Below are 21,990 nucleotides of genomic sequence, written 5' to 3'. Positions count from 1 at the left end.
ACTGACTGACCAATGCAGTACGATTAACAACCTATCATCCCGACGATCCAAGAGCGGCCAAGCGCCTTACGCCAAAGCAGCGGCGGCCGGCTCGCCCGCCGCAGAGCGCGAAAGGTGCGTTACCTTGAAGCCTTCGGCGTATTTCAGCCCGTAACCGAGCATCCGGTCGAACGCGATATGGGCCATCCAGATCAGGCCGATGGCGACCGTCGTCATTGCGCCCAAGGTCAGACCGCTCGCGGTCAAGACCAGCGGCACGCCGCACCAGTGCATGAAATTGTAAGTCGCCGCCCCGACCCTCGGCCCCGCCGCATAGCCGGCAATCGACATGTCCGGCACAAGGAACAGCAACGCAAAGAGCCACCAGCTTGTACCAAGATGGGCATAGGCCGTCACCGACGCGATCAGTGTCATGGTGGCTTCCAGCCGTAGCAGCGTGTTTGGCGTACCCGTGACGGTTTTGAGCATGGTGATGGCCTCCTGTTGACGAAGCGAACACTAGCCATCTACTTCTGGATGAGAATTGCTGGAATGTGCATGAATGAATTGCAGAAATGAATAGCCTGGATTGGGCTTTGCTACGGTCGTTCCTCGCCGTTCTGGACAGCGGGTCGCTGTCGACCGCAGCCGGGCGGATCGATACCACGCAGCCGACCCTCAGCCGGCATATCCGCGCGCTGGAAGCGGTGCTGGGTTTTTCCTTGTTCACACGTTCCGTTCGCGGACTGGAGCCGACCGAAGCCGCGCTGGCACTAGCCGACGATGCGCGCTGCATGGGGGCAGCCGCAGAAGCATTGGCGCTCAAGGCCAGCGGGCGGTCCGAGGAACTTGTCGGCACCGTACGTATCGCGGCCTCGGTGGTGGTCGCCAATCTCGTGCTGCCCCCCATCGTCGCGGCGTTGCGACAGGATGAGCCGAGCATCCAGATCGAGATTGCTGCCTCCGACACCAACCACAACCTGCTTCGGCGAGACGCGGATATCGCCATCCGCATGGCCGAACCTGTGCAAGAGTCACTCATTGCCCGCCGGCTCGGCAACGTGCCGATCGGCCTTTTCGCGGCGCGCTCCTACCTGGCTCGGCGCGGCACCCCCCGGACGACCGACGATCTGACCCGTCACGATGTGATCGGGTTCGACCGGGGCGAGGGCATCGTCAGGGCCTACGCAGCGAACGGCCTTTCATTCGGGCGGGAAGACTTCCCGGTCCGGTGCGACGACCAGATGGTCTCTTGGCATCTGCTGCTCGCCGGCGTCGGCCTCGGCTTCGCGCAGGTGCCGTTGGCAACCGACCAGCCCGACCTCAAGTCGATCGACGTCGGGCTCCGGCTATCGTCGATGCCGGTATGGCTCGTAATGCACGACGAAGTGCGCACGAACGCGCGCATCCGGCGCATCGCCGACGTCATGAGTATACGGCTTGCCGGTTGGCTGCGGAGCGGCTGAGATATTCGATCGTCGCCGCGAATTCGCCGAGAAATTCCCGATTGGGAACGGCCAGCGAGACGCCCGGGGCATTCCGATTAAGATGGAGTTACGAGACTTTCCGCCTAGTGCTTCCAGATCGGCAAGCGGGAAAGCGGGTCAAAGTCGCAGGAGCATGTCCCAGCGATCCAGACCGGGACCGTACCCGTCCGGCACGATCCCTTCGACCACAAACCCGGAGCGCCGATAGAAGCCTTGCGTATGCTGGCTTGTATCAAGCCGCACCTGTTCAACGCCGGGGGTGTTTCGAGCGGACTTCAAGCGTGCAGCGGTCAAAACGCTGCCCAAGCCCATATTGTGCAGGCCATTCGCAACCATGCCCCAGCAGAGCCCCGCACTGAAGCTGTTCGCGTCGACGGCAAATCCGCCGCAGGCGACAATCCGTCCGTACCGCTCGACCACCTGATATGAACAAGCGACTGCGTCGCTGTCCAGAAAGCCAGTAAAATCATCCCGTTCCGCCATATTGAAGTATGTTGGAACATTTCCGTCAAACACTGCCAGGCAGCCACTTCGATCCTGCGGCGTGTAACGTCGGACGATGTCCGTAATCGGGTGTTCCGGCGCTCGCATGACGATCGGAATGGATGCTTCGCGGGCCAGACGCAATGTCACGGTAACGGCGCTCACCGCATTCCCGTATACGAGCGGCCACCCAGCCGTTATCGCGTGCCGCCCTGTCCAACGGGCTTCCGATATCAGGGTTTGCAACCGTGTTTAATCTCGCTTCCCGGCCTGTCCGCATTCTCACCGTGGTGGTTCTGCTCTTTGCGCTCTTTGCGCCTGTCAGCATTCCATACCGCATCCTCCTGTTGGCAGCGGCGGCAGCCGTGCTGATCCATGCCGAGACGGGTGGCCTCGCGGCGCTCGGCATGGGGCACCATCGCTGGCGGGATACTGCACGCTGGGCAGTGTTGCTGGCGATCACCAGCATCCTTATTGGTGAATTCGTGCAGCCGGCGGTAGCGCAACTGCTGGGCACGCCTGTTGACTACGGCGCTTATGGCGCCCTGGTGGGCAACGCCGACGCGGCCATGCGCTTGCTGATTTTTGCGCTCACCAGCGCCGCTATCGGTGAAGAGGTCGTATTTCGCGGTTTTCTGATAAGGCAGCTAACGGAGATCATCGGCGAGGGGGCCTGGCACGGCCCATTGGTGGTAGCGATCGGTGCCCTGGTCTTCGGGGCAGCCCACGGGCCACAGGGCTCCGTCGGAATCATCACTACCGGAATTGTCGGCGCCTTGTACACGGCAGCCTATTTACGCAATGGGCGCAATCTATGGGCGCTGATGCTGGCGCATGCCTGCACGGATAGTTACGGTATCGCAATGCTCTATTTCGGGCGATACGCTTAGCCCAGTGCCACCTCGACCAATCGTCTCACTTGGGAACCGCTGGCGGGAAGGCGGATGGCTCCGATCGCACAGGCGGCCGGTGCGGGGGGCCGTTCTCCTGAAATCTGTTCCCGATTGCTCTTTCCCAAAACCGCACCACGAAGACGGAGTTACGGGAACGTGCGGCGTTCTCGAACGGCGGCGTTCCGGGCCGGCGGCCAAGACCCAATCCCGGCCGCTCAGCGGCTGCTTTGGCGCTCCCGCAAGCGGTCGCTCGTTCATCCCGCTACACCAAGTGTACCGGCGCCTTCAGGACCAGGCTGAGCGGTCGGGCAAAGGTTAGAAGGACGTCCGCTCTTCCTTTCCGCCGGCGAACGCGTGAGACCACGATGTCGAACGAGCATGGAGGAAGTGATGCAGTGCACGTTTGCAATGGGAACCAGGGTTCTAGCCGCTCTCGCGGTGCTCTTTCCCACCGTTGGCGCCCGCCCGCCTGCCCCTACGCCAAGCGTCCAGCAACTTGGCGAGTCGATCAGGAACCGCTTCGTCCGCGCGGCCCGTGATTGCGGCGCGGCTCTGCCGTTCGTGCCGGCGGTCACCGTCGACTCGACCAAGACCATCGACGTGCATTACTCGAACGACGACCGGACCGTCCATTTCACCGATTGGGCCAACCTCAACGAGGACAGTCGCGCCGCGATTACGGCCTGGGCGGATAAGGGAACGTTGGGCCTGTCGCCTGAAGGCATGTACCGGGAGATGTTCAACAGCTTCATCGCCCCACACGAGCTCGGCCACTACCTTCAGGACGTGGCTAAGCGGTGGAAGGGCATGAGCGGCTGGGACGCGGAATTGGAGGCGAACCGGATCGGCATCGCCTTTTGGTCGCTCCAGCCCGGAGCGGAAGGGAAGGTGGAGGCTCGGGTCGAGAACATCACCCGCTTCCTTGATGACATCCCGTCGCCGGTGCTCGCAGGAGACACTGCGGAAGCGTTCTTCAACCGCAACTATGCCGCCTTCTCCCGCGGTGAAGCGGGGCCGCTGAACGCGATGAACTACAGCTGGTTTCAGGCTCTGATGTTTAAGACGGCGCTGCGGGAGCGCGGCGACCACACGTTCTGTCAGCTAGTGGCGCTCAACAGAGCAACATGACGTGCAGGCTGTTGTGTCGGCAGCCCGCCAAACGTCAGCTACTGGACGGGTACAGGATAACTATGTTTCCCTTCGCGCCTGAGCCCCGCCATTCCGAACCATCACGCGGCGGGAAAAGGACCCACAAGCGGACGTTCGCCAGCTGTTTGCGCCTCCTCAACTTCAGTCATCCATCCATGTCCGCAGCGAAGGTGATGCCGCAGCCCCCTGCCCGACGGCACACCGAATTTCCTACCGAGGATAGTGAAGTGGGACGTTAGGCATTTGAAGCCATGCGGTGGGTAGCGGACAGCTTGTTGCCGTCAGGATCACGGACGTACGCCGCATAGATATCGCCAACGACTGGGTTGTGTCGCACTCCCGGCGCATCCTCGATGGGTAGGCCGCCATGAGCGATGGCAACATCATGGAATTGCTGAACCTGATCAGCGCTATCGCACCGGAACGCAATCGTCCCGCCGTTGGCAGCGGTGGCAGGTTCTCCATTGAGCGGTTCGGTAACAATAAACGACATGCCGCCATGCCGATAGAACAGACGGTTTGGTCCAGCTGGCAGCCTGCTGACAGCGGCATTGGGGACGCCGAGCGTTTCAAGAACGGCGTCGTAGAAAGTTCGCGCTTGCTGAATGTCGTTCGTTCCGATGACGATATGGTTGAACATCAAGCCCTCTACTGATTGGGAAAAGCCGCCCTCGATCTGCGGCTACCTGCTCCGATACAAGCACCTGGAGGAATCCCGCAAAGGAACCTGCAGTTGGATAGCCGCCTGCCGATCACGCTGACAGTGGCGCATAGGCTCCGCCCTTCTCTAACCTATTCCCAAATGCATTTTCCCGGAATCGGCGGTCGAGATGACGATCGGAAAGCGGCGGCCTTTTCAATCGGCTAGTTTGCGGAACGCAACAGGAGTATCGATCCGTTCTTTGTCGGGATCGTGGCTTGCGGGCAGAGGCGGCAGAGACCCAGTTGCCGACATTCAGCGGCACGTAGCGGCATCGCGGAAGCGAACAGTCGTTCATGGGTAGAAGCTACAGCTACGTGCCACAAGGAAATCGCGGCCAAAGGTTGCGGTCCTTAGAAGTAGACGGTCCTCGGCGGGAGGCCGCTTATTGCACCCGCCCGATTGGATGGGCTGCTGGCGTGACGCCGAAGGCGCGACGGAAGAGGGCGATGAAGCCGCTCACGCTGCTGTAACCGAGGTCGATCGCGATCGTGGTGACGGGAGTTCGTTCCGCCAGCATCTCAAGCGCGCGCATCAGACGCGCCCGCTGACGCCAGTCGACGAAACTCAGGCTGGTCTCCAGAGGAAAGCGCCGGCTGAGCGTGCGTGCCGTGGTTCCCGCCCAAGCTGCCCACTCATCGATCGAACGGCTATCGGCCGGTTGCTCCAGCAGCGCCCGGGCAACCCGGCGCAGGCGAGGATCGCGCGGTAGCGGCAAGCCGAGCGCCTCGGCGGGGAGCATAGCGATCTCGTGAACGATCAGGTTGGCGATCCGCTGTCGCGCTTCGTCCATCGCCTCGTCAGGCCAGGAGGCCGCGCGAAGGATCGCCTCCCGCAACAGCGGTGGAATGGCTACCGTACGCGGTGTCGGCGGGAGCGCTTCGCAGGCGTCAGGTGACAGGTAGAGGCTCCAGCCGGCACCGGGTCCGAAGCTCTGGCCACCGTGCACCTGATAGGGCGGCAGCCAGATCGCATGACCGGCTGGAACGATCCAGGAGCCGGCATCGGTCGCAATCGTCACGACTCCCCTGCTGCAGCCGATCATTTGCCCGCGGGCGTGGCTGTGTGGCGGCGTCGCGAATTCCGTACTCAGCTCCACGGCGAAGGCAACGACCGATGGTCCATCCGCATCGTTGCCGATTTGATCGGGTGGGCGACGGTCGATCATGGCGTGAAACAGCTATCGAATGGCATGAGTGGCTTAGTGCCGCCAGCGCCGGGCCATTACAAGGGCGCCAGTCCTTCCAGAGAGTCAGGCACTATGTCCGAAGTCACCGGCGATGATCTCGATCGCCTCTATGCCCAGCCAGCCGAGGCCATCCAGCGCGCCGTGCTGCCACATCTGGTGCCTTTTCATGAGGCCTATATTGGCGCGGCCACCTTCTTCTGTCTGGCGAGTGGTCGAGAACAGGGCCTCGACGCGTCCCCCCGCGGAGGGCCGGCGGGCTTCGTGAAGGTGCTGGATCCGCATCAGGTCGCCTTCGCCGACTGGCCCGGCAACAACCGCATCGAGACGATGCGCAATCTGGTGGAGGATCCCAGGCTCGCCATGTTGTTCCTGTTTCCGGGGCTGGAGGTGTTCCTCCGCATCAACGGGCAGGGCCGCATCTCCACCGATCTCGATCTGCTGGAATCCTTGAAGGAGGGGCAGAAGGTTCCGAAGACGGCCATCGTCCTGAAGATCGATCAAGTTCTCTTCCACTGCGGCAAGGCTGTGAACCGAGCGCGGCTCTGGCATCCGGACGCGCGCGTCGACCGCAAGAGCCTGCCGTCAATCGGTCAGATGAAGGTCGCGATGGCTGGCGGGTCACCCGCCGACGCTGAGGCGGTGGATGCTCACTATCAGCACAGCGTCAGGAATGATCTTTACTGAGACGGATCGTAGCGTATTCCGTCTCTTGAACGAAAATGAAATTCCTAAGAGGCGCCGCCTTGGACAGGCGGCGTTCACGGGCGATCCCCGTAGTCGCCAGAAGGTGGCGCTTTACGGGCTATCTCGACCCAATCCCGGCCATTTACGCGCCCCTTCAACTGCCCGAAAACTGCCGCTCGTTCATGTGAGCGAAGCGACCGCTTGGGCGAGCCCAGCTAACTGCTCGGAACGGCTTATTGTGGGGAGTTTCCTGCTCGGCAGCTATCTGAAGCCCCGCAGCGAGTAGCTGCCGATCGCTACGCCGCCAGCTGTCCCGAAGGCGCTCTCTTTACGGGAATCAGCCTTACCTCACCCCGTCACTGCTTTGTTGCCGCGCTCGCGACACGCGGGCCGGGCCATTCCCGGCACGGATCGTCACAGACCACGCTCATGCCGACGCCTTCCGTTGCGCGCACCGGAAGGGAGTTCACTTCGAAGCCGTCCAGGCAGAAGATGTTGATGCCGAAATGGTCGGGGGCGGCCATCTTTCGATGGAAGACGTAGATACCACAGCGCGAGCAGAAATGATGTTTCGCTTTCAAGCTGTTCCATTAATAGGTGGCGAGCAGTTCCTCCCCCCCGATCGATCTGCAACGCCGCTTCGGGCACCTTCACCATCAGAGCGTTGCGCTTGACGCATAGCGAGCAATCACAGGTCGTAAGTTCGTCGAGATCGTGGGCGACGGTAAACCGAATGCCACCGCAATGGCAGCTACCCGGGTACGTACTCACCATTGCGCCACCCCTTCCAGAAAGAACACGCATGCACCTTCGAGTTCGACGCGATCGCCATTGAGGCGGCAGCGCAGCTCGCCGCCACGCGCAGACGCCTGGAAGGCGCGAAGGTCTGTCTTGCCGAGCCGAGCCGCCCAATAGGGCGTCAGCGCGCAATGCGCTCCCCCAGTTACCGGGTCTTCGGGAATACCCTTGCCTGGGGCGAAGTACCGGCTGACGCAATCGTGGTCGCCGTCACCCGGCGCCGTCACAATCACGCCCGCGCACGGCATTTCCGCGATGGCGGCCAGGTTCGGGGCAAGCCTGCGAACGTCGCCCGCCGCAGCGAGCCGGGCGACGAAGTTGAAGCCGTCCCACAGCATCTCTTCTATTGACGCGCCAAGCGCGGCCGCGAGCCCGGCGGGCTCCTCCGCCGGCGCACAGCGCCGAGCCGGAAAATCCATAACATAGCCGCGTTCCGAGCGCCGGACGGTCAGCGGACCACTCGCCGAATGGAACACGACCCTCTCACGGGCAGGCTCCAAGCGTTCCAGCACCACGGCCGCGCTCGCCAGCGTTGCGTGGCCGCATAGCGGCACCTCCAGAGTCGGCGTGAACCAACGGATGCGGAAGTCGTCGCCATCGGGAACGACGAAGGCTGTCTCGGCTAGGTTGTTCTCGGCCGCCAGCGCCTGCAACGTGCGGTCATCGGGATATGAAACGAACAGCATCACTGCCGCCGGATTCCCCGTGAAACGGCAAGCAGTGAAAGCGTCGAGTTGAAACAGGCGAGCTTGCATCGATCGAAACTAGCGAAGGGTCAGCGGCTCTTCCAGCGTGTAGGAAGGCGGACCCTACCACTGTGCAAGGTCCGGCAGGACAGCCGGCGCCGGAGCGCGAAGGAGCGATGATGGCAGGTTTAGCTTTCCCAAACCTGTTCCCGATTGCGTTTGCCCGAAACAGTCCGTTGGAGACGGGTAAACGGGACTGCTGCGAGTTGGTAGATCGGCCGGCCTCGGCATGCCGCCCCAATCTATCGAACGGCCGTAACGGATCGGAAGCCACTGCGGGGCGAGGGCCGGGCAGACCCAATCCCGGCCGTCGAGGCCCTACTACCGCGTTCTTAACTCCGGCCGTTCATTAATCCCCGATAAGATGAACCCGTTCGACCGATCCGGCGCGACAGCTGAACATCGCTGGGTGGAGTGAATGGGACTGCATCTTCGGCAAGACGAATGGCAAGGCAGAGAGCAGGTTGCCGAATGTGGCGACAACTCGATGCACCAGGTTATCTTTTTCGGAATCAGGTCGGTTCGCGATGAGGCTCGGCCGCCCCCGTCATCATGTCGAGAAACGCGGATGGCGCATGGTCGCCGAGGGAGCGGTCGAGCATCTCGTACGCTTCCACCGCCTCTGCTGCGGCACGCGAAAACATCGGCTCTTCGAAAGCCGCCAGTGCCGTCTCCACATCGCCGGGATGCCGTACGATCGCAGCGGCAAGTTCGGCACCTTCCAGCATCGCCAGGTTCGCCCCTTCGCCAGACGGGGGCATGAGATGCGCGGCATCTCCGAGAAGCGTCACGCCGGGCACCCGGTCCCAGCGATGGCCGCTCGGAAGCGTGTGGATCGGACGCGGCATCAGCGGCGTATCGCTGTCGGTGATAAGCGCGGTGAGCGCCGGTGCCCACCCATCAAACTCGGCCGCGACGATGTCTTTTGCCGAGGGATCGTTGAAGTCGATCGCCGCAAACCATTCCGCAGGTCGCCTCAGCTCGATGTAGATGTGCAGGACATCGCCCGCTTCCCGGTGGGCGAAGATCGCCTGGCCCGGCGCCGGCGCGTACATGGCACCGGGTCCGACGATCCCAGCGGATGCTGAGTGGCGGCGATCGACATCATGCAGGTACGTCTCGATAAACGTCGCGCCGACGTAGATAGGCCAAGCGTCCGACACGAGCGGTCTCACCCGAGACCATGCACCATCCGCACCCACGAGAAGGTCGGTCTGTGCGGTGGACCCGTCCGCGAACCCGATCTCGTGCCGCCCGCCGCCCAGCGCAAAGACCCTCTCGAGTTTCTTGCCCCAGCGGACAGTCTCATCCGGCAAGGAGTCAAGAAGCAGCCTGCGCAGATCGCCGCGCAGCACTTCGGGACGTCGGCGCTGGCCATCGTCGGGTTCGTCGAGCAGCACGGCACCGTCCTTGTCCAGTACCCGGGTCGCTTCGGCGCCCTCGTGGATGATCGACCGGAACCCGTCGTCCAGGCCGGCGGCACTCACGGCGATCTGGCCGTTATAGTCGTGGATATCGAGCTGCCCGCCCTGCGTACGGCTGTCCGCGCTCGGCTCCCCCTCAAAGACGATCGAGGCGATGCCATGGACGTGGAGAACCCGAGCAAGCGTCAGCCCACCTAGTCCTGCCCCGATGATACCGATGACCTGCTTCATGACTCACTCCACTCTGGAACGACGTTCCACTAAGTTGCCATTGGAACGTTGTTCCAAGTGTGTCAAGGAGGCGCATGCGTTCGGACACCGGCCATTCCCAGCGACGTAAGACCTCGCTTTCCAAAGAGCGGGTCGTTGCCGCTGCCATCGACATTCTCGATTCAGCGGGGGAGAGCGCGTTGACGTTCCGAGCGTTGGCGAACCAGCTATCCACCGGGAGCGGAGCGATCTACTGGCACGTCGCTGACAAGGACGCCCTACTCTCGGCGGCGACGGAGCATGTTCTGTCCGGGGCGATGACCAGCGTCGTCAGCGCCTCAAACCCGGCAGACGCTCTCCGCGCGATCGCGCTGGGCGTCTTTGACGCGATCGAGGCCCACCCGTGGGTCGGAACTCAGCTCGCGCGGGAGCCCGGGCACCCAGCCATGGTGGCGATCTTCGAGAACAGCAGCGCGCAGTTCGATGCCTTGGGCGTCCCGCGTGGGGCGCTATTCCACTGCGTGTCGGCGTTTGCTCAATATCTCCTTGGCACTGCTGCGCAGACCGCAGCGGCGGCGCGTCACAAGTTCCGCGCGTCCGACCGATCGACTGTCCTCAACACGATCGTCGGAGAATGGACGCAGCGCGACCCGACTGAGTATCCGTTCGTTCACTTGCTCGCGGATCAGGTGCGGTCGCATGATGAGCGCGAAGCTTTCCTGGCGGGTCTCAATCTGATCATCGTGGGCGCCGAAGCCCTCACAGCCACAAAAAGGAGTCACCGGACTTCTCCGGCCGAACCTAGGTAAGATTGCCCTCCACCTTCTGGCTATAGGACCCAAACCCGGCCATTCGCGGCTGCTTAAGCGCCTCCCAGCAGCGGACGCTCGTTCAGGTACAAGCGTCTCACAGGAACTGGGCCGCAAGCCGACGGGCAGCTTCGCCGGAGGTAGGTTCGTAAAGCTGACACGCGGCCAGCCAAGCTAACAGCAGACCTTCGTTCCGATTGGCGCATTGGCGCCCCGCGCCGGAAAAACATAACGAATACGAGTCGTTGTTCGTACTATTAAGAGGCCGCCGAAGGGCGCCGAAACTCGCCTCTTGCCTCCCTGAGTAGCCGCCGGCCCTACTGCTTACCCACCAGCTGACCCTTACGTCTGCAGCTTGAACCCGAGAACGTCCGCCTCAGGCATGAATCGCCCGACCGATCGCTTTCGCCACCCTGGTAATGTTGATCGGCTTCTCGCATCGAGGAACATCCGCGAAGCGACCAGGGATTACCGATTCTTAGTAGCCCGTCGTGAATACGAACGGTACGCCGCGCTCGATCAGCAAGTCGGCAGCAGGGGACGCCATCTCGCCCCGTAGATTTACGTCGAGGATGGCGCCATCTATGTGCGGCTCGGACCTGATGAGGTCGAGCGCATCTTCGAGCGTTCCGATCGGGCCGAGAACGATCACCTCGGCGTCGCTGAGCTCCATCTGTAACTCGTCTGCCAGCATGTACTCGTCTTCCACCACGAGGACGCGGCAGCCGCGGAGGGTCGCTTCAGGCATGTTCGCTCACCTCCACTGTGCTGGCCGAGATTGGGATCGAGATAACGCAGTGCACTCCGTCGGGCCCTAACGTGTAAGTGGTCTTAGCGCTGAGCTGGTAAGGCAGAGCCCGTTCGATGAGTTCGCGACCCTGTCCGGTTCCACGCGGCGCCGAGCCTGCCGGCGGCATCTCGACGTCGCTCTCACGCCAATCGACGTGCAGCCACGGCTTTCCACCTTCGCCCGCCGGCTCCAGCGACCAGGTGACATTAAGGTGTCCGGTGGCCTGACCGAGCGCGCCATATTTGATGGCGTTGGTAGCCAGCTCATGAATGGCCATCGCGAGCGTCTGCACTGTCGAGGAACGCAGGCGAACGCCGGACGGTCCCTCCAGCGTCACCCGCTCGGCGCTGCCGTCCAGCGCGGACAGCTCCGTTCGGATCAGATCGTCGAAGGTGACGCGGTCGTGCTCATTCAGGCGCGAGAGCAGGCCTTGCACCCGGGACAACGCGTCCAGTCGATCCCGGAAGCGAGCGCGGAAGTCAGCGAGATCGGCGCTTGCCCGCGCGGTCTTGTCCGACATTGAGCGGACGACTCCCATTAGGTTCCGGGTCCGGTGCTGGAGCTCGGCGATCAGCACCTGCTGCCGCTCCTCCCACTCCCGGCGTTCGGTCGTTTCGACCATCGCCCCGATCATGCGGACCGGCTGACCCTCGTCATCGTAGAAGAAACGACCCCGACCATAGAGCCAGTGAATCGAGTCGTCTGGATGCACAACGCGGAACTCTCGGACATACTCCTCATGGGAGTCCATCGCCTGACGCAGCGCCTGCTCGGTCGACGCGCGATCATCAGGATGGAGGCGCGCGGCCCAGGTCTCGTAGCTCGGGGTGACCTCACCGACTGCGTAGCCTTCCATTCGGAAGTGCTCGTCCGACCAGTGAATTTCACCGGTCCGGACATTCCAATCCCAAAGCCCCAGCTTGCCGACCTCTACCGCGCTGCGTAGCCGCTCCTCGCTCTGCTCGAGCTTCTCATCGGCGAGCTTGGCTTCGGTAATGTCGTGACCGATGCCTCCGATCATGACCACTTCGCCGGAAGCGTCGGTGATCGGGAAATCGGTGTTGCGCAGCCAGCGTATCTCGCCGTCGCTTGGGCGGCGGATGCGGTATTCGAATGTCACGTGTTCGCCCTGACGCACCCGACGGATGTTCTCGGTTGCGGTCGGACGGTCAGCCGGGACAATCAGTTCGATCCAGCTGCGATAATTGTCGCCTGATAGCGCCTCGTCGCGGCTAAGGCCGTAGATCGGCTCAAACGCGGGCGTAAGGTAAGTCCATTGCAATGTGTCGGGATCGCGCATCCAAAGGATGTCGTGGGACGCGTCGCCGAATTGCCGCAGCCGCTCCTCGGACTCACGCAGTGCTTCCTGCGCTTTATGCTGCTCCGTCACATCAAGGGCGAACTCAACGAAGCCGTCGTCGAGCTTGCGGGCGGCGAAGACGCCCCACCAGCGCGACCCGTCCTTGCGATAGTGCTGCTTCTCGTAGGGAGTGCCCTCGCCGGTCTTCTCGACCTCCGCCATGAACTCCGCCGATGCAGCGTGGAACTCGGGCGGCGTAAGTTCCTGCCAGGTCTTCCCAACCGTCTCTTCACGGCTGAAGCCGGTCATCCGCAAGAAGGCGTCGTTGGCGTCCGTCAGCTTGCCCGCCGGACCCCAGAACAAGACACCCACAGTGCTGATCGAGAAGGCTGCGCGAAGTCGGGCCTCGCTCTCGCGCAAGTTGCTTTGTGCCTGGCGCTGCTCGATCAGGTCCGCGGCCTGCCGCGCGATCAAATCTAGAAAGCGAAGCTGCCTCTCGCTCGGTCGGTGCCTAGTTTCACGCCAGTGCGTGTTCAGCATGCCCAGCGGCTTGCCTGTGCGGGAGACGAGCGGCAGGGCTAGCGCGGATTGCAGGCCCTCATCGACGAGCAGCTGACACCCGAGGTCCTGGACCTCGTCGGGGAAGTCCACGAAAGCGCGCTCCCCTGTGTTCATGGCGATCCCGCAAGCGGTCCGGCTGCTCGCGTCGACGTGTTGGAAATAGTCCGTGATCGTGCGAGAGAAGTTCTTGCTGGCGATGATCTCAAGGGATTTCGTCTTCGGGTCGTAGACCTGGATGGTGCCGGCATCCGACTGCGCAACGGCCATGGCAGCGGACAGGATCTCCTCATATATCGTCCCGATATTCTCCTCGGTCACGAGGCGCTCCGCGAGGCCGCGCAACTGCTCAGTATCAGCGAGGTCGGCGGCGAGCGCTTCCTCGCTGCCGCGCAGCGCCGCCTCGGCACGGGCGCGCTCCATCGCCGTCCAGGTGCGCTCGGTGACCTCTTCGACCAGGGCAATTTCGCTTCGGGTCCAGCGTCGGGGGGTCGCCGAAACGGCGGCGATCACCCAATGCGGGTTGTTCTCACCCTTGCGCAGCGTTGAGGCGAGGATGGCATTGTAGCCGAGCGCGACGAGGTTTCTTCTGTCCGCCTCGGACAGGTCCTCATTTGCGGCTATGTCGTCGAACACCACGGTTCCGGCGGTCGCGATGCGCAAGGTCTCGGGGAAGTCGGACAGACGAGCCCCGGCGGGTAGCGGCGGCACCCGCTCGTTCCCCACTTGATGGGTGAAGTCGGCCCAGTCGTCCTCGACCCGATAGCGTGAGATGTAAACGCGATCCAGCTGGAGGTGATCGGTCAGCATCTCCATCGCGCGGTTCGCAACCGCGTCTGCGTCGGGTTCGGCCCGCAGCGCATCCGAGAGCTTGAGGAGGAACCCCTGCCGCTCCTCAGCCTGTTTGCGTTCGGTGACGTCATCGAACAGAACAACGTAGCGGTCGCCGTGGGTCGGATAAGTGAACGCTTCGAACCACCGATCCAGCTGAGCAACGCGGTGCTCCATGCGCTCCGGCTTGCGAGTTCTCACAACCCTTGCATGCGTCTCCGTCCAAATGTCTTCGACGCCAGGGAACATCTCCGTGACTCTTCGGCCGCGAAACTCGGCAGCAGGAGTGCCAAAGATGCGTTCGAACGCTGGATTGACCTCTATATACCGGTGGTCGATCGCCCGTCTGGATTCGTCGCGTACCAGTTCCTGCTCGCAATATCCCTGGTGCATCGTCTCGAACAGCGTGCGGTACTTTGCCTCGCTGTCGCGCAGCGCCGCTTCGGCTTTTCCGCGCTCCGCGGCGGCCCAGGTGCGCTCGGCCGCTTCCTGCAGCAACCGAACCTCGGCACTCGACCATTCGTAAGGCGTCATTTTCTCGACGCCAAGGACTGTGATTAGGCGCCCGCCCTTGACCAGTGGTACCCCCACCCAGGCGCGCACCTGAATGGCGCGACAAGCCTCTCGGGTCGCTTCGACGCGCGCGTCGGTCTCGGTATCGTTCACCACGAATGCGTTGCCAGAGAGGTAGCAGTCGAGCTGGTCGGCGCCAAACTGGGATATCCGCACCTCCCGTGGGAGTGGAGGAAGGTCGCGTTCGTAGGTGGCTACCCGAACTGCGCGGTCATGGTCTTCCTGAATCTCCGAATAAGCGGCGCGGCTGAGATCCATGTGCTCGGCGAGGAACCGTAGCGCGACTGTCTGGATCTCGACCGGGTCAACCAGCGGCCGCAGCGCATCTGAGAGCTTGAGTAGAAAGGCCTGCCCTTCCCGGCTCTCACGCTCCGCCTCTTGGGCGAAATGGAGCTCGGTCACCCGGTGGACCTGATGAATGACGGCGGTGATCTCGCCCGCCGAGTCAAGGATGGGGGCGCTGGTGGCTTCCCACCAGTGCGGGTCGAAACCGTCGGGCGTGACGAGGTCGTAGCGGACGCGCGCCATCTCGTCGGCCTCTCGTCGGGTGAAGACTTGGTCGAGCGAGAGCGCGAGCGCCTCCGAGCCGAGCTGGCCCGGCCGGCGCGGGTCGTCCGGAAAGACATCGAACAGCCTGCGCCCGATCAGGCTCTCGCGCGTCGTTTTGGTCGCTTTGAAATAGGCGTCGTTGGCCGCGGTGATCGTGAAGTCCGGCGGGTTCGGCGCAAGGACCATGAACGGGACGGGCGAAGCGGCGAACAAGGTGCGAAACCGCTCCTCGCTTTCGCGCAGTTCGGATCGAGCCGCACGCTGTTCAAGCAGGTCAGCGGCCTGCCGTGCGAGGAGATCGAGGAAGCGCAGATCGCGCTCGGACGGGCGGTGGTCGGGCTCCGCCCAGTGAGTCGAAACCATTCCGATCGGCCGCCCGCTTCGGGTGACCAGTGGGGAGGACTGCGCCGACTGCACTCCGTCTCGAACGTGCAGTTGCACCGACTTGTCGGGATCGTCCGCCGAGAAGTTAAAATAGGACCGCTCGCCGGTGCGGAGCGCGAGGCCGCATGAGGTGTTCGATCCGGCGTCGACAGTGTGAAAGTAAACCTCCGTCTCGCGGCTGAAGCCGCGCGTGGCGAGTGTGACCAGCTTCTCCTTCTCGATATCGAGCATCTGCACCGTGCCCGCCCGCGCCTGGGTGATCTCGATCGCAGCGGTGAGGATTTCTTCGTAGATCGTCTGAACATTTTCCTCGGTGACGAGCCGGGCGCCGAGGTCCTGTAGTATCTTCGTCTTCCTGAGTTCCTCACTTAGCGCCGCTTCCGTACGAGCGCGCTCGGCCGCGGCCCAGGTCCGTTCCGCGACGTCCTGCATGAGGGTGACGTCGTCCTCGGTCCAGATTCGCGGCGACGCGCAGTGCACGCCGAATTCCGCCACCAACCGCCCGCCCTTGGCGAGCGTGGCAACGATGGCGGCCCGGACCCCGGCCGCACTCCAGGCATCTCTTTGCGCCGCGTCGAATGCCGGATCCGACAAAACGTCGCTGACGACCAGTGGCTCGCCGCGATAGCGCGCGGCCATCGTATGAGCGCCGAATTGATGGTAGGTGAACCGTTCCGGGAATGGGACGGTCGGAGCATGGCCACCCCTAGATGGACGGACGTACTGGCTGCGGATCGTTCCCCCTTCCGAGCCGTGCTCTCCATCGACCTCGGCATACATCGCTCGATCGACGCCAAGGTGCTCGGCGATGAGGCGCGTGGTCGTCGATTGGACCTCAGAGGCTTCGATCAGCGGCCGCAGGGCGTCGCTGAGCTTCAACAGGAACGCTTGACGCCCCTCACTCTGACGTAGTGCCGCTTCGGCGCGGTCGGCACGGACCTTTGGGGTCGCGTCCACGGTCACGTTGAGCAGGCCCACCACCTGCCCCTGCTCGCCGTGCACTGGCGAATAGGAGAAGTTCCACCAAGTCTCCTCGGGGTGGCCGTGGCGCGTCATCACCAGCGGCATCTCCTCGACCCGTACGGTCTCGCCGGCGAAGACGCGCGCCACCATGGGTTCGATGTCGTTCCAGATATCGGGCCATGCCTCGTGAAACGGCAGGCCTAGGACCTCCGGATGACGGTTTCCCAGCATCGGCGCGTATGCGTCGTTGTAGAGGATGGTGCGCTCCGGGCCCCATGCAAGCTGCATGGCGTGCCCCGAGCCCAGCACGATATTGACCGCCGTCCTCAAGCTCTGCGGCCAGTTGCCGATCGGTCCGAGGGGAGTAGCCGACCAGTCATGCTCCGCAATCAGGCGCTCCATCCCGCCTTCGCTGGGCAGCCAATCCGGAGAAGAAAGTTCAGCCATCTGACATGAACTCTCGAGAGATCGTTTTGTCTCTGTATCGACAGGCTGAGGCGGGTTTCATCGCCCGACGGCACACGGCGTCCGGTTAGCGGAGGCCAGCTACCCTCGTGGCCCTCGCGCCTCGCTTCCGCATGTTAAACTCGCGTCGAGATCCAACCCGGTAGCCCGTTCGGCAGCGGCTCCGCCAGCAGCCGCTAGGCTACGACGCCCCGCGTGCCTGCGGCGGCGCTGGGCTAGGAACGGCGGCAGACGGCGGTACTTGGCACGCCCGGAAGGATTGGGGCTATCTTTTGATCGTGAGACGATCGAAATGAGGTTCGTCGGCTTTTAGAATTCGCCCATTCGAGCCTGATCGGCTGAAATTGGGCGCTTAGCTGCCGTCGCGGTCAAGCTGAATGGACGGCCGGAATCGCCGAAGCACTGCCCGAAAGCGGACCGGCGGCTATCCACCAGTTTGCCCGAAAACCGGTCTGTCCGCTCAAAGCAAGATCACCATCTCAACGCCTCTCGGGCGGTGGGTGTGCAACATCTCTGGTCTTGCCTTGATGCTTATCCAGCTCCTCCGCTCTGGCCATCATATTTTGGCCTGCAGTCCGCATGTCGGTGCCGAGCATGCGAGCGGCGATCCGCTCAGGCACCGCCCAGCTCACCGGCAACGACCGCGCGACGGCACCGGGCAGGATTGCCATCAGCACCATACCTGCAACGGTGAAGGCGACGCGATTGTGGAGCAGTTCGCGTCGCTGATCGCCCGCCGATCGCGATCGCAAGATCATCGCGTCGATCCGGGCAGCGGCAGCGTTCATGGTGCCAGCCGCTTTTTCGAGCAGGTGCTTGTCCTGCTCGCGGCCGGACGTTGCTGCCTCGGCCAACTCGCTCGCCATCTTTTGCGGTGTCAGCTGCAGCGCTGGCCTCTCCGACACACGTCGCGCCCAGACGCCGATGTCCTCCAGCCGCTTGGCGATCACCTCGAGGCTCGGCCCATAATCCACCTGCATGGTGCGCTCGTCGGTCAGCCGCTCAACCGCACGGCGCAGCAGGCTGATCTCGGCACGCAGCCCGGCGATGGCTGGAGCTACGGCATCGCTTCCATCGACGGGAAAGTCCTTATCCATGCGAGCATGGCTAGCGCCCGATACCACGGCTGCGCGAGAGGCCGAGCCAATCCTGGATGCTGTGGGAGATGGATGCCCCTTCCCGCACCGGCATGCCAAGCGCCGGCAGCCGCTTCCTCACCAGCGACTCGGCCTGGACGTCGCGCTCCAGGACCTTGCCGAGCGCGCTCATCTGCTGGCCGACCGCCCGTACACCTGCATCATCGCCGGCCTGGCGCATGGTGCGATGGGTCTGGGCCAGCTTCTGCCAGTCCTCGACGAAGCGATCGGCACGGCGCTCGGGGCTGACACGCAGCTCCGCCTCCAGCGCCATCGCGCGGATCGCGTTGGCGGTGCGGCCTTCGGCTGCTTCCGCGAGCAAGCCGACGTTGCGGACAAAGGCATCGCGCAGATCGCGGGCGGCATTCGGGCGAAGGGTGTTGAGCCGTTCCCGCGCCTTGTCATAGGCGGTCCGCTGGTGCGGCAGCTCGGTGTAGCCATCCTTGCGCATCCGCAGGATGTCGGCAGTGGCACGAGCGACCCGCTGGACCGCGCGGCTCAGGTCCATCGGATCGGTCGCGGGTAGCGGTTGAACCCTATTGAGCCGTAACCCGTCGAACATGCTGCGCGCGCGGGGCGGCTCTGCTGGGCGCAGATTAAGACCGGCAAACGGACTGCGCGCGGGAACAGACTTCTGCGCCAGTGGCTTCGGCAGCACGATCTCCCGCCGGTCGGCGAAGCTGCGCGTGTAGTCGAACACAAGATCCTTGCTGCGCTCGCGCGCCAGCGTCGCGGCAAGGCGATCCCGGTCGGCGAAGTCGTCGCGGCCATAGTGGAGCTCGGCAGCGTCACGATGCCGTGACAGCGCGACATAGGCGGCATGCCGGTCTAGGCCTGGGGTGGCCAGCACCTGCACACGATCGACGGTCATCCCCTGCGCCTTGTGGATCGTCGCCGCATAGCCGTGGTCGACAGCGGCATAGTCCTTGATGTCGAAGCCGACCCTGCGGCCGTCGTCGAACAGCACGGTCATGCGCGCTGCGGTGACGCTCTCGACCCTGCCGAGGCTGCCGTTCTTCACGCCCAAGCTGCGCTCGTTGCGCAGGAACAGGATGCGGTCGCCCGAAGCGAAGGTGCGCTCGCCACGCTCGGTGGCGATGGCGACATCGTCGCCAAGCTCCCCTCCCCGCTTCAGCCGCTCGCGGGCGAGCTGGTTGAGCAGGCGGACTTCATCGTTGGTGTGGGTGAGGATGATGCGGCTCGCCTCCGGTGCAGCTGCACGATCCTGGTCCCAGCGGTCGACCAGCGCGACGCGCGCGGCTTCGCGGGTCGGGGCGGCATGGACGGCACCGTGCGCGGCATAGGCGTCGAGCGCTTCCCCAGTGCGCTCAGTAGCGAGCTCACGAGTGGCATTACGCTGCCAATCCTCACGCTGGCGGCGAATGTCGGTGATCTCGACATGGCCGTAGCGCTCGACCGCTGACCGGAACGCAGCACCGGCTTCGATCGCCTGGAGCTGCTCGGGGTCGCCGACCAGCACCACCTTGGCGCCGTGCTTCGCCGCCTGCGACAGCACCCGCTCCATCTGGCGTGATCCGATCATCCCCGCTTCGTCGATCACGAGCACGTCGCCGGCGGAGAGCATCTCCCTGCCCTGCTCCCATTGGCGTTCCAGGCTCGCAAGCGTGCGCGAGGCAATGCCGGAGCCGTTCTCAAGGTTCTCGGCGGCGATGCCTGACAGCGCGGCACCGTGGACGTGGTAGCCGGCTTCTTGCCAGGCTTCGCGCGCCAGCCCGAGCATCGTCGACTTGCCGGTGCCGGCGTAGCCGACGACGATGCCGAGATCGCGGCCTTGCACGACATGGCGCAACGCTGCCTGCTGTTCGGGCCCAAGCACAAGACCGGCGCGGGCCGACCGCGCGAGGACGCGCTCGCCTGCACCCGCGCCGAGCCGATGGGCGACGCTGCCACCGAGGCGGTCGAGCGCCTGCTCAAGCCGCTGTTCGGCGGCGAGCATGGTGCGACTGGTGAAGCGCTCCTCGCCGCGACCGTCACGTCCGAGCTTCACCAGCTCGGGCGAGGCCCGCACCGCCGCCATGACCTTGTCGAACTGTTCCTTGCCATCGCTGTGGCGGTGGACAAACTTCGCGAGGTCGCGGGTGGTGAAGGTCGCCTGCCCGTGCGTGATCGCATCCAGCGCTAGATCTGGCTTGGCGAGCAGCTTGTCGCCGTTGGCGCGCGCGATCGCGCGATGCTCGTCGACACGCTCGAGCTGCAGGCCCTGCGCCGCCATGCGCAAGGCTGCGGGACCGATCTTGTGCTGTGGCTCGAGGTCGATGCCCTGCGCTTCCAGGCTGCGGTGGTCGACGCGTGCATCGATATCCAGCTCGGCGAGACGCGTGTTGACGTGCTCGGCCCACGCCTCACGCCAGTGCTCGAGCAGGTGGGTAGCATTCCAGTCGCGGACCTTGGCGCCGAAGCCGTCCTCGCCGACACTGCGCGTGGTCAGCATGACATGCGCGTGCGGCTTGGCCTCGCCATCGGCGCCGACGTCCCAGTGCACGTTGAGATCGGCGACCATGCCGCGCGCGACGAACTCGCGGGCGACGAACTCGCGCGCCAGGCGAATGCCCTCGGCTTGGTCGAGCTCGCGTGGCAGCGCGAACTCGACTTCTCGCGCCAGTTGCGCGTCCTTGCGCAGTTCGGCTGCCTCGACCGCGTTCCACAGCGTAGCGCGATCCGAGAGCTGCTCCGGCGCCCCCTCCGGCAGCAGCACCTCGGAGTGCACGACGCCGGCTTTGTTGGAGAAGTCGTGATCGCGATCGAGGCGCTGGTCGTGCAGCCGCGACGCCGAGCGATAGGCGGCGGCCGCCAGCGCCGACGAGCCGTTGGCGCGGGAGATGATCTTGGCCGAGAAGTGGTAGATCGCCATTGCGGCAATCCATCTACACTTCAGCAGCGACGTCGGCACGACGTATAAGCGCGCCCTCGAAAGATTTCATCTATCTCGGGACGGCTGTGTCCCACTGCATATCACACCATGGCCGCTGATCGAAGCGCACGATAACTGATGCGTCCGCCAATCAAGGAGGACACATCATGCGCAAGCCGCGCGACATCGACTCGGAACTCAAGATGCTCGCCGACAAGGCGCGAGCACTTCGCGCCCGCAAGCTCGTGCAACTGGGCGAGCTGGTAACCGCCTGCGGGGCCGACACCCTTCCGGTTGAAACCCTCGCTGGCGCGCTGCTGCAGGCCGGCGCGATGCACGACGCGGCCACGCTCGAAGCGTGGCGCACGGCCGGGGAGCGCTGGTTTCGCGACAAGGCCCGCAGCACTTCGGCAAAACGAGGCGGCGCTGCACCGGCTGCAGGTGCAGCGCCGCCGCCTGGAACAGGTACGAGCGCGGCATGATGCGCGCGACTGGCAGGTGAAGCGCCGCGAGCGCACCCGCCAGCTGATTGAACTCGGCGGGCTAGTTGCGAAGGCAGGGCTGGTCGAGCTCACCGACGATGATCGTGCGGTCATGTTCGGCCTGCTGGTGGAGGCAGCGGCAACGCTGCGTGGCGAGCAGCGAGGACAGTCGCTGCTGGTGTGGCGGCGCCGCGGAAAACGCGCGTTCGCCGGAAGTGGCGCCGGAATGGCTGATCCCGGCGCCTGACCGGTGTGTCAGCCGTTGAGCGTGTCCTTCACCGCCTTGGCGGGTGTGAACGTCAGCTTCTTCGACGCAGCAATCTGGATCGTGGCACCCGTGGCGGGGTTGCGGCCCTCGCGCGCCGGGCTGTCCTTGACCTTGAACTTGCCAAAGCCGTTCAGCGAAACTTCCTCACCCTTGGCTGCCGCCTCGGTGATGGCGGCGAAAACGCCGTCGACGTACTTGCGCGCATCGGCCTTGGCGATGCCGTGCGCGTCGGCAATGCGGTCGGCGAGATCGGCGTTGTTCATGCGGG

Annotated in this window: 19 protein-coding genes; 7 read left to right on the top strand and 12 right to left on the bottom strand. The window is 64.0% G+C overall.

Going from position 1 to position 21,990, the window contains the following annotated elements:
• Positions 1-66: 66 nt before the first annotated feature.
• On the bottom strand, positions 67-468 hold the full coding sequence (locus LK533_RS08220) for a DUF4260 domain-containing protein (RefSeq protein ID WP_229362310.1): 402 nt from the start codon (positions 466-468) through the stop codon (positions 67-69).
• Positions 469-554: 86 nt separating this feature from the next.
• Between LK533_RS08220 and LK533_RS08215 the strand changes: the two genes are divergently transcribed.
• Positions 555-1,445 carry a LysR family transcriptional regulator gene (locus LK533_RS08215; RefSeq protein WP_229362309.1) on the top strand — a complete coding sequence of 297 codons (891 nt, stop codon included), beginning with the start codon at positions 555-557 and terminating at the stop codon, positions 1,443-1,445.
• 138 nt (positions 1,446-1,583) lie between these two features.
• On the opposite strand, the gene LK533_RS08210 is transcribed toward LK533_RS08215, so the two are convergent.
• A complete protein-coding gene (locus LK533_RS08210; RefSeq protein ID WP_229362308.1) occupies positions 1,584-2,114 on the bottom strand; it encodes a GNAT family N-acetyltransferase in 531 nt (176 codons plus the stop codon).
• Between the two features lie 83 nt (positions 2,115-2,197).
• On the opposite strand from LK533_RS08210, the gene LK533_RS17945 reads away from it, so the two are divergent.
• The gene (locus tag LK533_RS17945) at positions 2,198-2,839 is read left to right on the top strand and encodes a CPBP family intramembrane glutamic endopeptidase (RefSeq protein ID WP_229362307.1); all 642 of its coding nucleotides are present in this window, start codon (positions 2,198-2,200) and stop codon (positions 2,837-2,839) included.
• A gap of 441 nt (positions 2,840-3,280) precedes the next feature.
• A complete protein-coding gene (locus LK533_RS08200; RefSeq protein WP_229362306.1) occupies positions 3,281-3,970 on the top strand; it encodes a hypothetical protein in 690 nt (229 codons plus the stop codon).
• Between the two features lie 256 nt (positions 3,971-4,226).
• Here LK533_RS08200 and LK533_RS08195 read toward each other — a convergent pair whose 3' ends face one another.
• Together LK533_RS08195 and LK533_RS08190 are read right to left on the bottom strand one after the other, a co-directional pair.
• Positions 4,227-4,631 (bottom strand): VOC family protein, encoded by a 405-nt coding sequence (locus LK533_RS08195; RefSeq protein ID WP_229362305.1) that lies wholly within the window; start codon positions 4,629-4,631, stop codon positions 4,227-4,229.
• Positions 4,632-5,076: 445 nt separating this feature from the next.
• Positions 5,077-5,859 carry an AraC family transcriptional regulator gene (locus tag LK533_RS08190; protein ID WP_229362304.1) on the bottom strand — a complete coding sequence of 261 codons (783 nt, stop codon included), beginning with the start codon at positions 5,857-5,859 and terminating at the stop codon, positions 5,077-5,079.
• Between the two features lie 93 nt (positions 5,860-5,952).
• On the opposite strand from LK533_RS08190, the gene LK533_RS08185 reads away from it, so the two are divergent.
• The gene (locus tag LK533_RS08185; RefSeq protein WP_229362303.1) at positions 5,953-6,564 is read left to right on the top strand and encodes an MSMEG_1061 family FMN-dependent PPOX-type flavoprotein; all 612 of its coding nucleotides are present in this window, start codon (positions 5,953-5,955) and stop codon (positions 6,562-6,564) included.
• A gap of 356 nt (positions 6,565-6,920) precedes the next feature.
• Here the strand turns inward: LK533_RS08185 and LK533_RS08180 are convergent, their stop codons facing one another.
• The 3 genes from LK533_RS08180 to LK533_RS08170 all read right to left on the bottom strand — a co-directional run bounded on the left by LK533_RS08180 (position 6,921) and on the right by LK533_RS08170 (position 9,763).
• Positions 6,921-7,088, bottom strand: a complete 168-nt coding sequence (locus tag LK533_RS08180) for a hypothetical protein (protein WP_229362302.1) — start codon at positions 7,086-7,088, stop codon at positions 6,921-6,923.
• Positions 7,089-7,331: 243 nt separating this feature from the next.
• Positions 7,332-8,117 carry a PhzF family phenazine biosynthesis protein gene (locus tag LK533_RS08175; RefSeq protein WP_229362301.1) on the bottom strand — a complete coding sequence of 262 codons (786 nt, stop codon included), beginning with the start codon at positions 8,115-8,117 and terminating at the stop codon, positions 7,332-7,334.
• A 503-nt stretch (positions 8,118-8,620) separates the two neighbouring features.
• On the bottom strand, positions 8,621-9,763 hold the full coding sequence (locus LK533_RS08170) for an FAD-dependent oxidoreductase (protein ID WP_229362300.1): 1,143 nt from the start codon (positions 9,761-9,763) through the stop codon (positions 8,621-8,623).
• A 74-nt stretch (positions 9,764-9,837) separates the two neighbouring features.
• Here LK533_RS08170 and LK533_RS08165 point away from each other — a divergent pair, with 74 nt between their 5' ends.
• Positions 9,838-10,551: a TetR/AcrR family transcriptional regulator gene (locus LK533_RS08165; protein ID WP_229362299.1), complete on the top strand. Its 714-nt coding sequence runs from the start codon at positions 9,838-9,840 to the stop codon at positions 10,549-10,551.
• A gap of 478 nt (positions 10,552-11,029) precedes the next feature.
• On the opposite strand, the gene LK533_RS08160 is transcribed toward LK533_RS08165, so the two are convergent.
• The 4 genes from LK533_RS08160 to traA all read right to left on the bottom strand — a co-directional run bounded on the left by LK533_RS08160 (position 11,030) and on the right by traA (position 20,972).
• Positions 11,030-11,299 (bottom strand): response regulator, encoded by a 270-nt coding sequence (locus LK533_RS08160; RefSeq protein ID WP_229362298.1) that lies wholly within the window; start codon positions 11,297-11,299, stop codon positions 11,030-11,032.
• Complete coding sequence (locus LK533_RS08155) at positions 11,292-16,946, bottom strand: PAS domain S-box protein (RefSeq protein WP_229362297.1); 5,655 nt, start codon at positions 16,944-16,946, stop codon at positions 11,292-11,294. The genes LK533_RS08160 and LK533_RS08155 overlap by 8 nt, the downstream gene beginning before the upstream one ends.
• Positions 16,947-17,443: 497 nt before the next feature.
• On the bottom strand, positions 17,444-18,088 hold the full coding sequence (locus LK533_RS08150) for a DUF6118 family protein (RefSeq protein ID WP_229362296.1): 645 nt from the start codon (positions 18,086-18,088) through the stop codon (positions 17,444-17,446).
• Positions 18,072-20,972 (bottom strand): Ti-type conjugative transfer relaxase TraA, encoded by a 2,901-nt coding sequence (traA, locus tag LK533_RS08145; protein WP_229362295.1) that lies wholly within the window; start codon positions 20,970-20,972, stop codon positions 18,072-18,074. Before traA ends, LK533_RS08150 begins: the two co-directional genes overlap by 17 nt.
• A 167-nt stretch (positions 20,973-21,139) precedes the next feature.
• Here traA and LK533_RS08140 point away from each other — a divergent pair, with 167 nt between their 5' ends.
• The gene (locus tag LK533_RS08140; RefSeq protein WP_229362294.1) at positions 21,140-21,454 is read left to right on the top strand and encodes a conjugal transfer protein TraD; all 315 of its coding nucleotides are present in this window, start codon (positions 21,140-21,142) and stop codon (positions 21,452-21,454) included.
• Entirely contained in the window at positions 21,414-21,701 is a 288-nt protein-coding gene (locus LK533_RS08135) for a conjugal transfer protein TraD (RefSeq protein ID WP_229362293.1), read from the top strand. The genes LK533_RS08140 and LK533_RS08135 overlap by 41 nt, the downstream gene beginning before the upstream one ends.
• 8 nt (positions 21,702-21,709) lie before the next feature.
• Here the strand turns inward: LK533_RS08135 and LK533_RS08130 are convergent, their stop codons facing one another.
• On the bottom strand, positions 21,710-21,985 hold the full coding sequence (locus LK533_RS08130) for an HU family DNA-binding protein (protein ID WP_229362292.1): 276 nt from the start codon (positions 21,983-21,985) through the stop codon (positions 21,710-21,712).
• Positions 21,986-21,990 lie beyond the last annotated feature (5 nt).

This window comes from Sphingomonas sp. PL-96 (assembly GCF_020707215.1).
Taxonomy (GTDB): domain Bacteria; phylum Pseudomonadota; class Alphaproteobacteria; order Sphingomonadales; family Sphingomonadaceae; genus Sphingomonas.
The sequence above is the reverse complement of the archived record's forward strand: the minus strand, read 5'-3'. Positions and strand labels throughout refer to the sequence as shown.

Excerpts from the sequence above, each read along its gene's own strand:
- LK533_RS08220 (WP_229362310.1), bottom strand. The coding sequence starts at position 468 with ATGCTCAAAACCGTCACGGGTACGCCAAACACGCTGCTACGGCTGGAA.
- LK533_RS08215 (WP_229362309.1), top strand. The coding sequence starts at position 555 with ATGAATAGCCTGGATTGGGCTTTGCTACGGTCGTTCCTCGCCGTTCTG.
- LK533_RS08195 (WP_229362305.1), bottom strand. The coding sequence starts at position 4,631 with ATGTTCAACCATATCGTCATCGGAACGAACGACATTCAGCAAGCGCGA.
- LK533_RS08190 (WP_229362304.1), bottom strand. The coding sequence starts at position 5,859 with ATGATCGACCGTCGCCCACCCGATCAAATCGGCAACGATGCGGATGGA.
- LK533_RS08185 (WP_229362303.1), top strand. The coding sequence starts at position 5,953 with ATGTCCGAAGTCACCGGCGATGATCTCGATCGCCTCTATGCCCAGCCA.
- LK533_RS08180 (WP_229362302.1), bottom strand. The coding sequence starts at position 7,088 with ATGGCCGCCCCCGACCATTTCGGCATCAACATCTTCTGCCTGGACGGC.
- LK533_RS08175 (WP_229362301.1), bottom strand. The coding sequence starts at position 8,117 with ATGCAAGCTCGCCTGTTTCAACTCGACGCTTTCACTGCTTGCCGTTTC.
- LK533_RS08170 (WP_229362300.1), bottom strand. The coding sequence starts at position 9,763 with ATGAAGCAGGTCATCGGTATCATCGGGGCAGGACTAGGTGGGCTGACG.
- LK533_RS08165 (WP_229362299.1), top strand. The coding sequence starts at position 9,838 with ATGCGTTCGGACACCGGCCATTCCCAGCGACGTAAGACCTCGCTTTCC.
- LK533_RS08160 (WP_229362298.1), bottom strand. The coding sequence starts at position 11,299 with ATGCCTGAAGCGACCCTCCGCGGCTGCCGCGTCCTCGTGGTGGAAGAC.
- LK533_RS08155 (WP_229362297.1), bottom strand. The coding sequence starts at position 16,946 with ATGGCTGAACTTTCTTCTCCGGATTGGCTGCCCAGCGAAGGCGGGATG.
- traA (WP_229362295.1), bottom strand. The coding sequence starts at position 20,972 with ATGGCGATCTACCACTTCTCGGCCAAGATCATCTCCCGCGCCAACGGC.
- LK533_RS08140 (WP_229362294.1), top strand. The coding sequence starts at position 21,140 with ATGCGCAAGCCGCGCGACATCGACTCGGAACTCAAGATGCTCGCCGAC.
- LK533_RS08130 (WP_229362292.1), bottom strand. The coding sequence starts at position 21,985 with ATGAACAACGCCGATCTCGCCGACCGCATTGCCGACGCGCACGGCATC.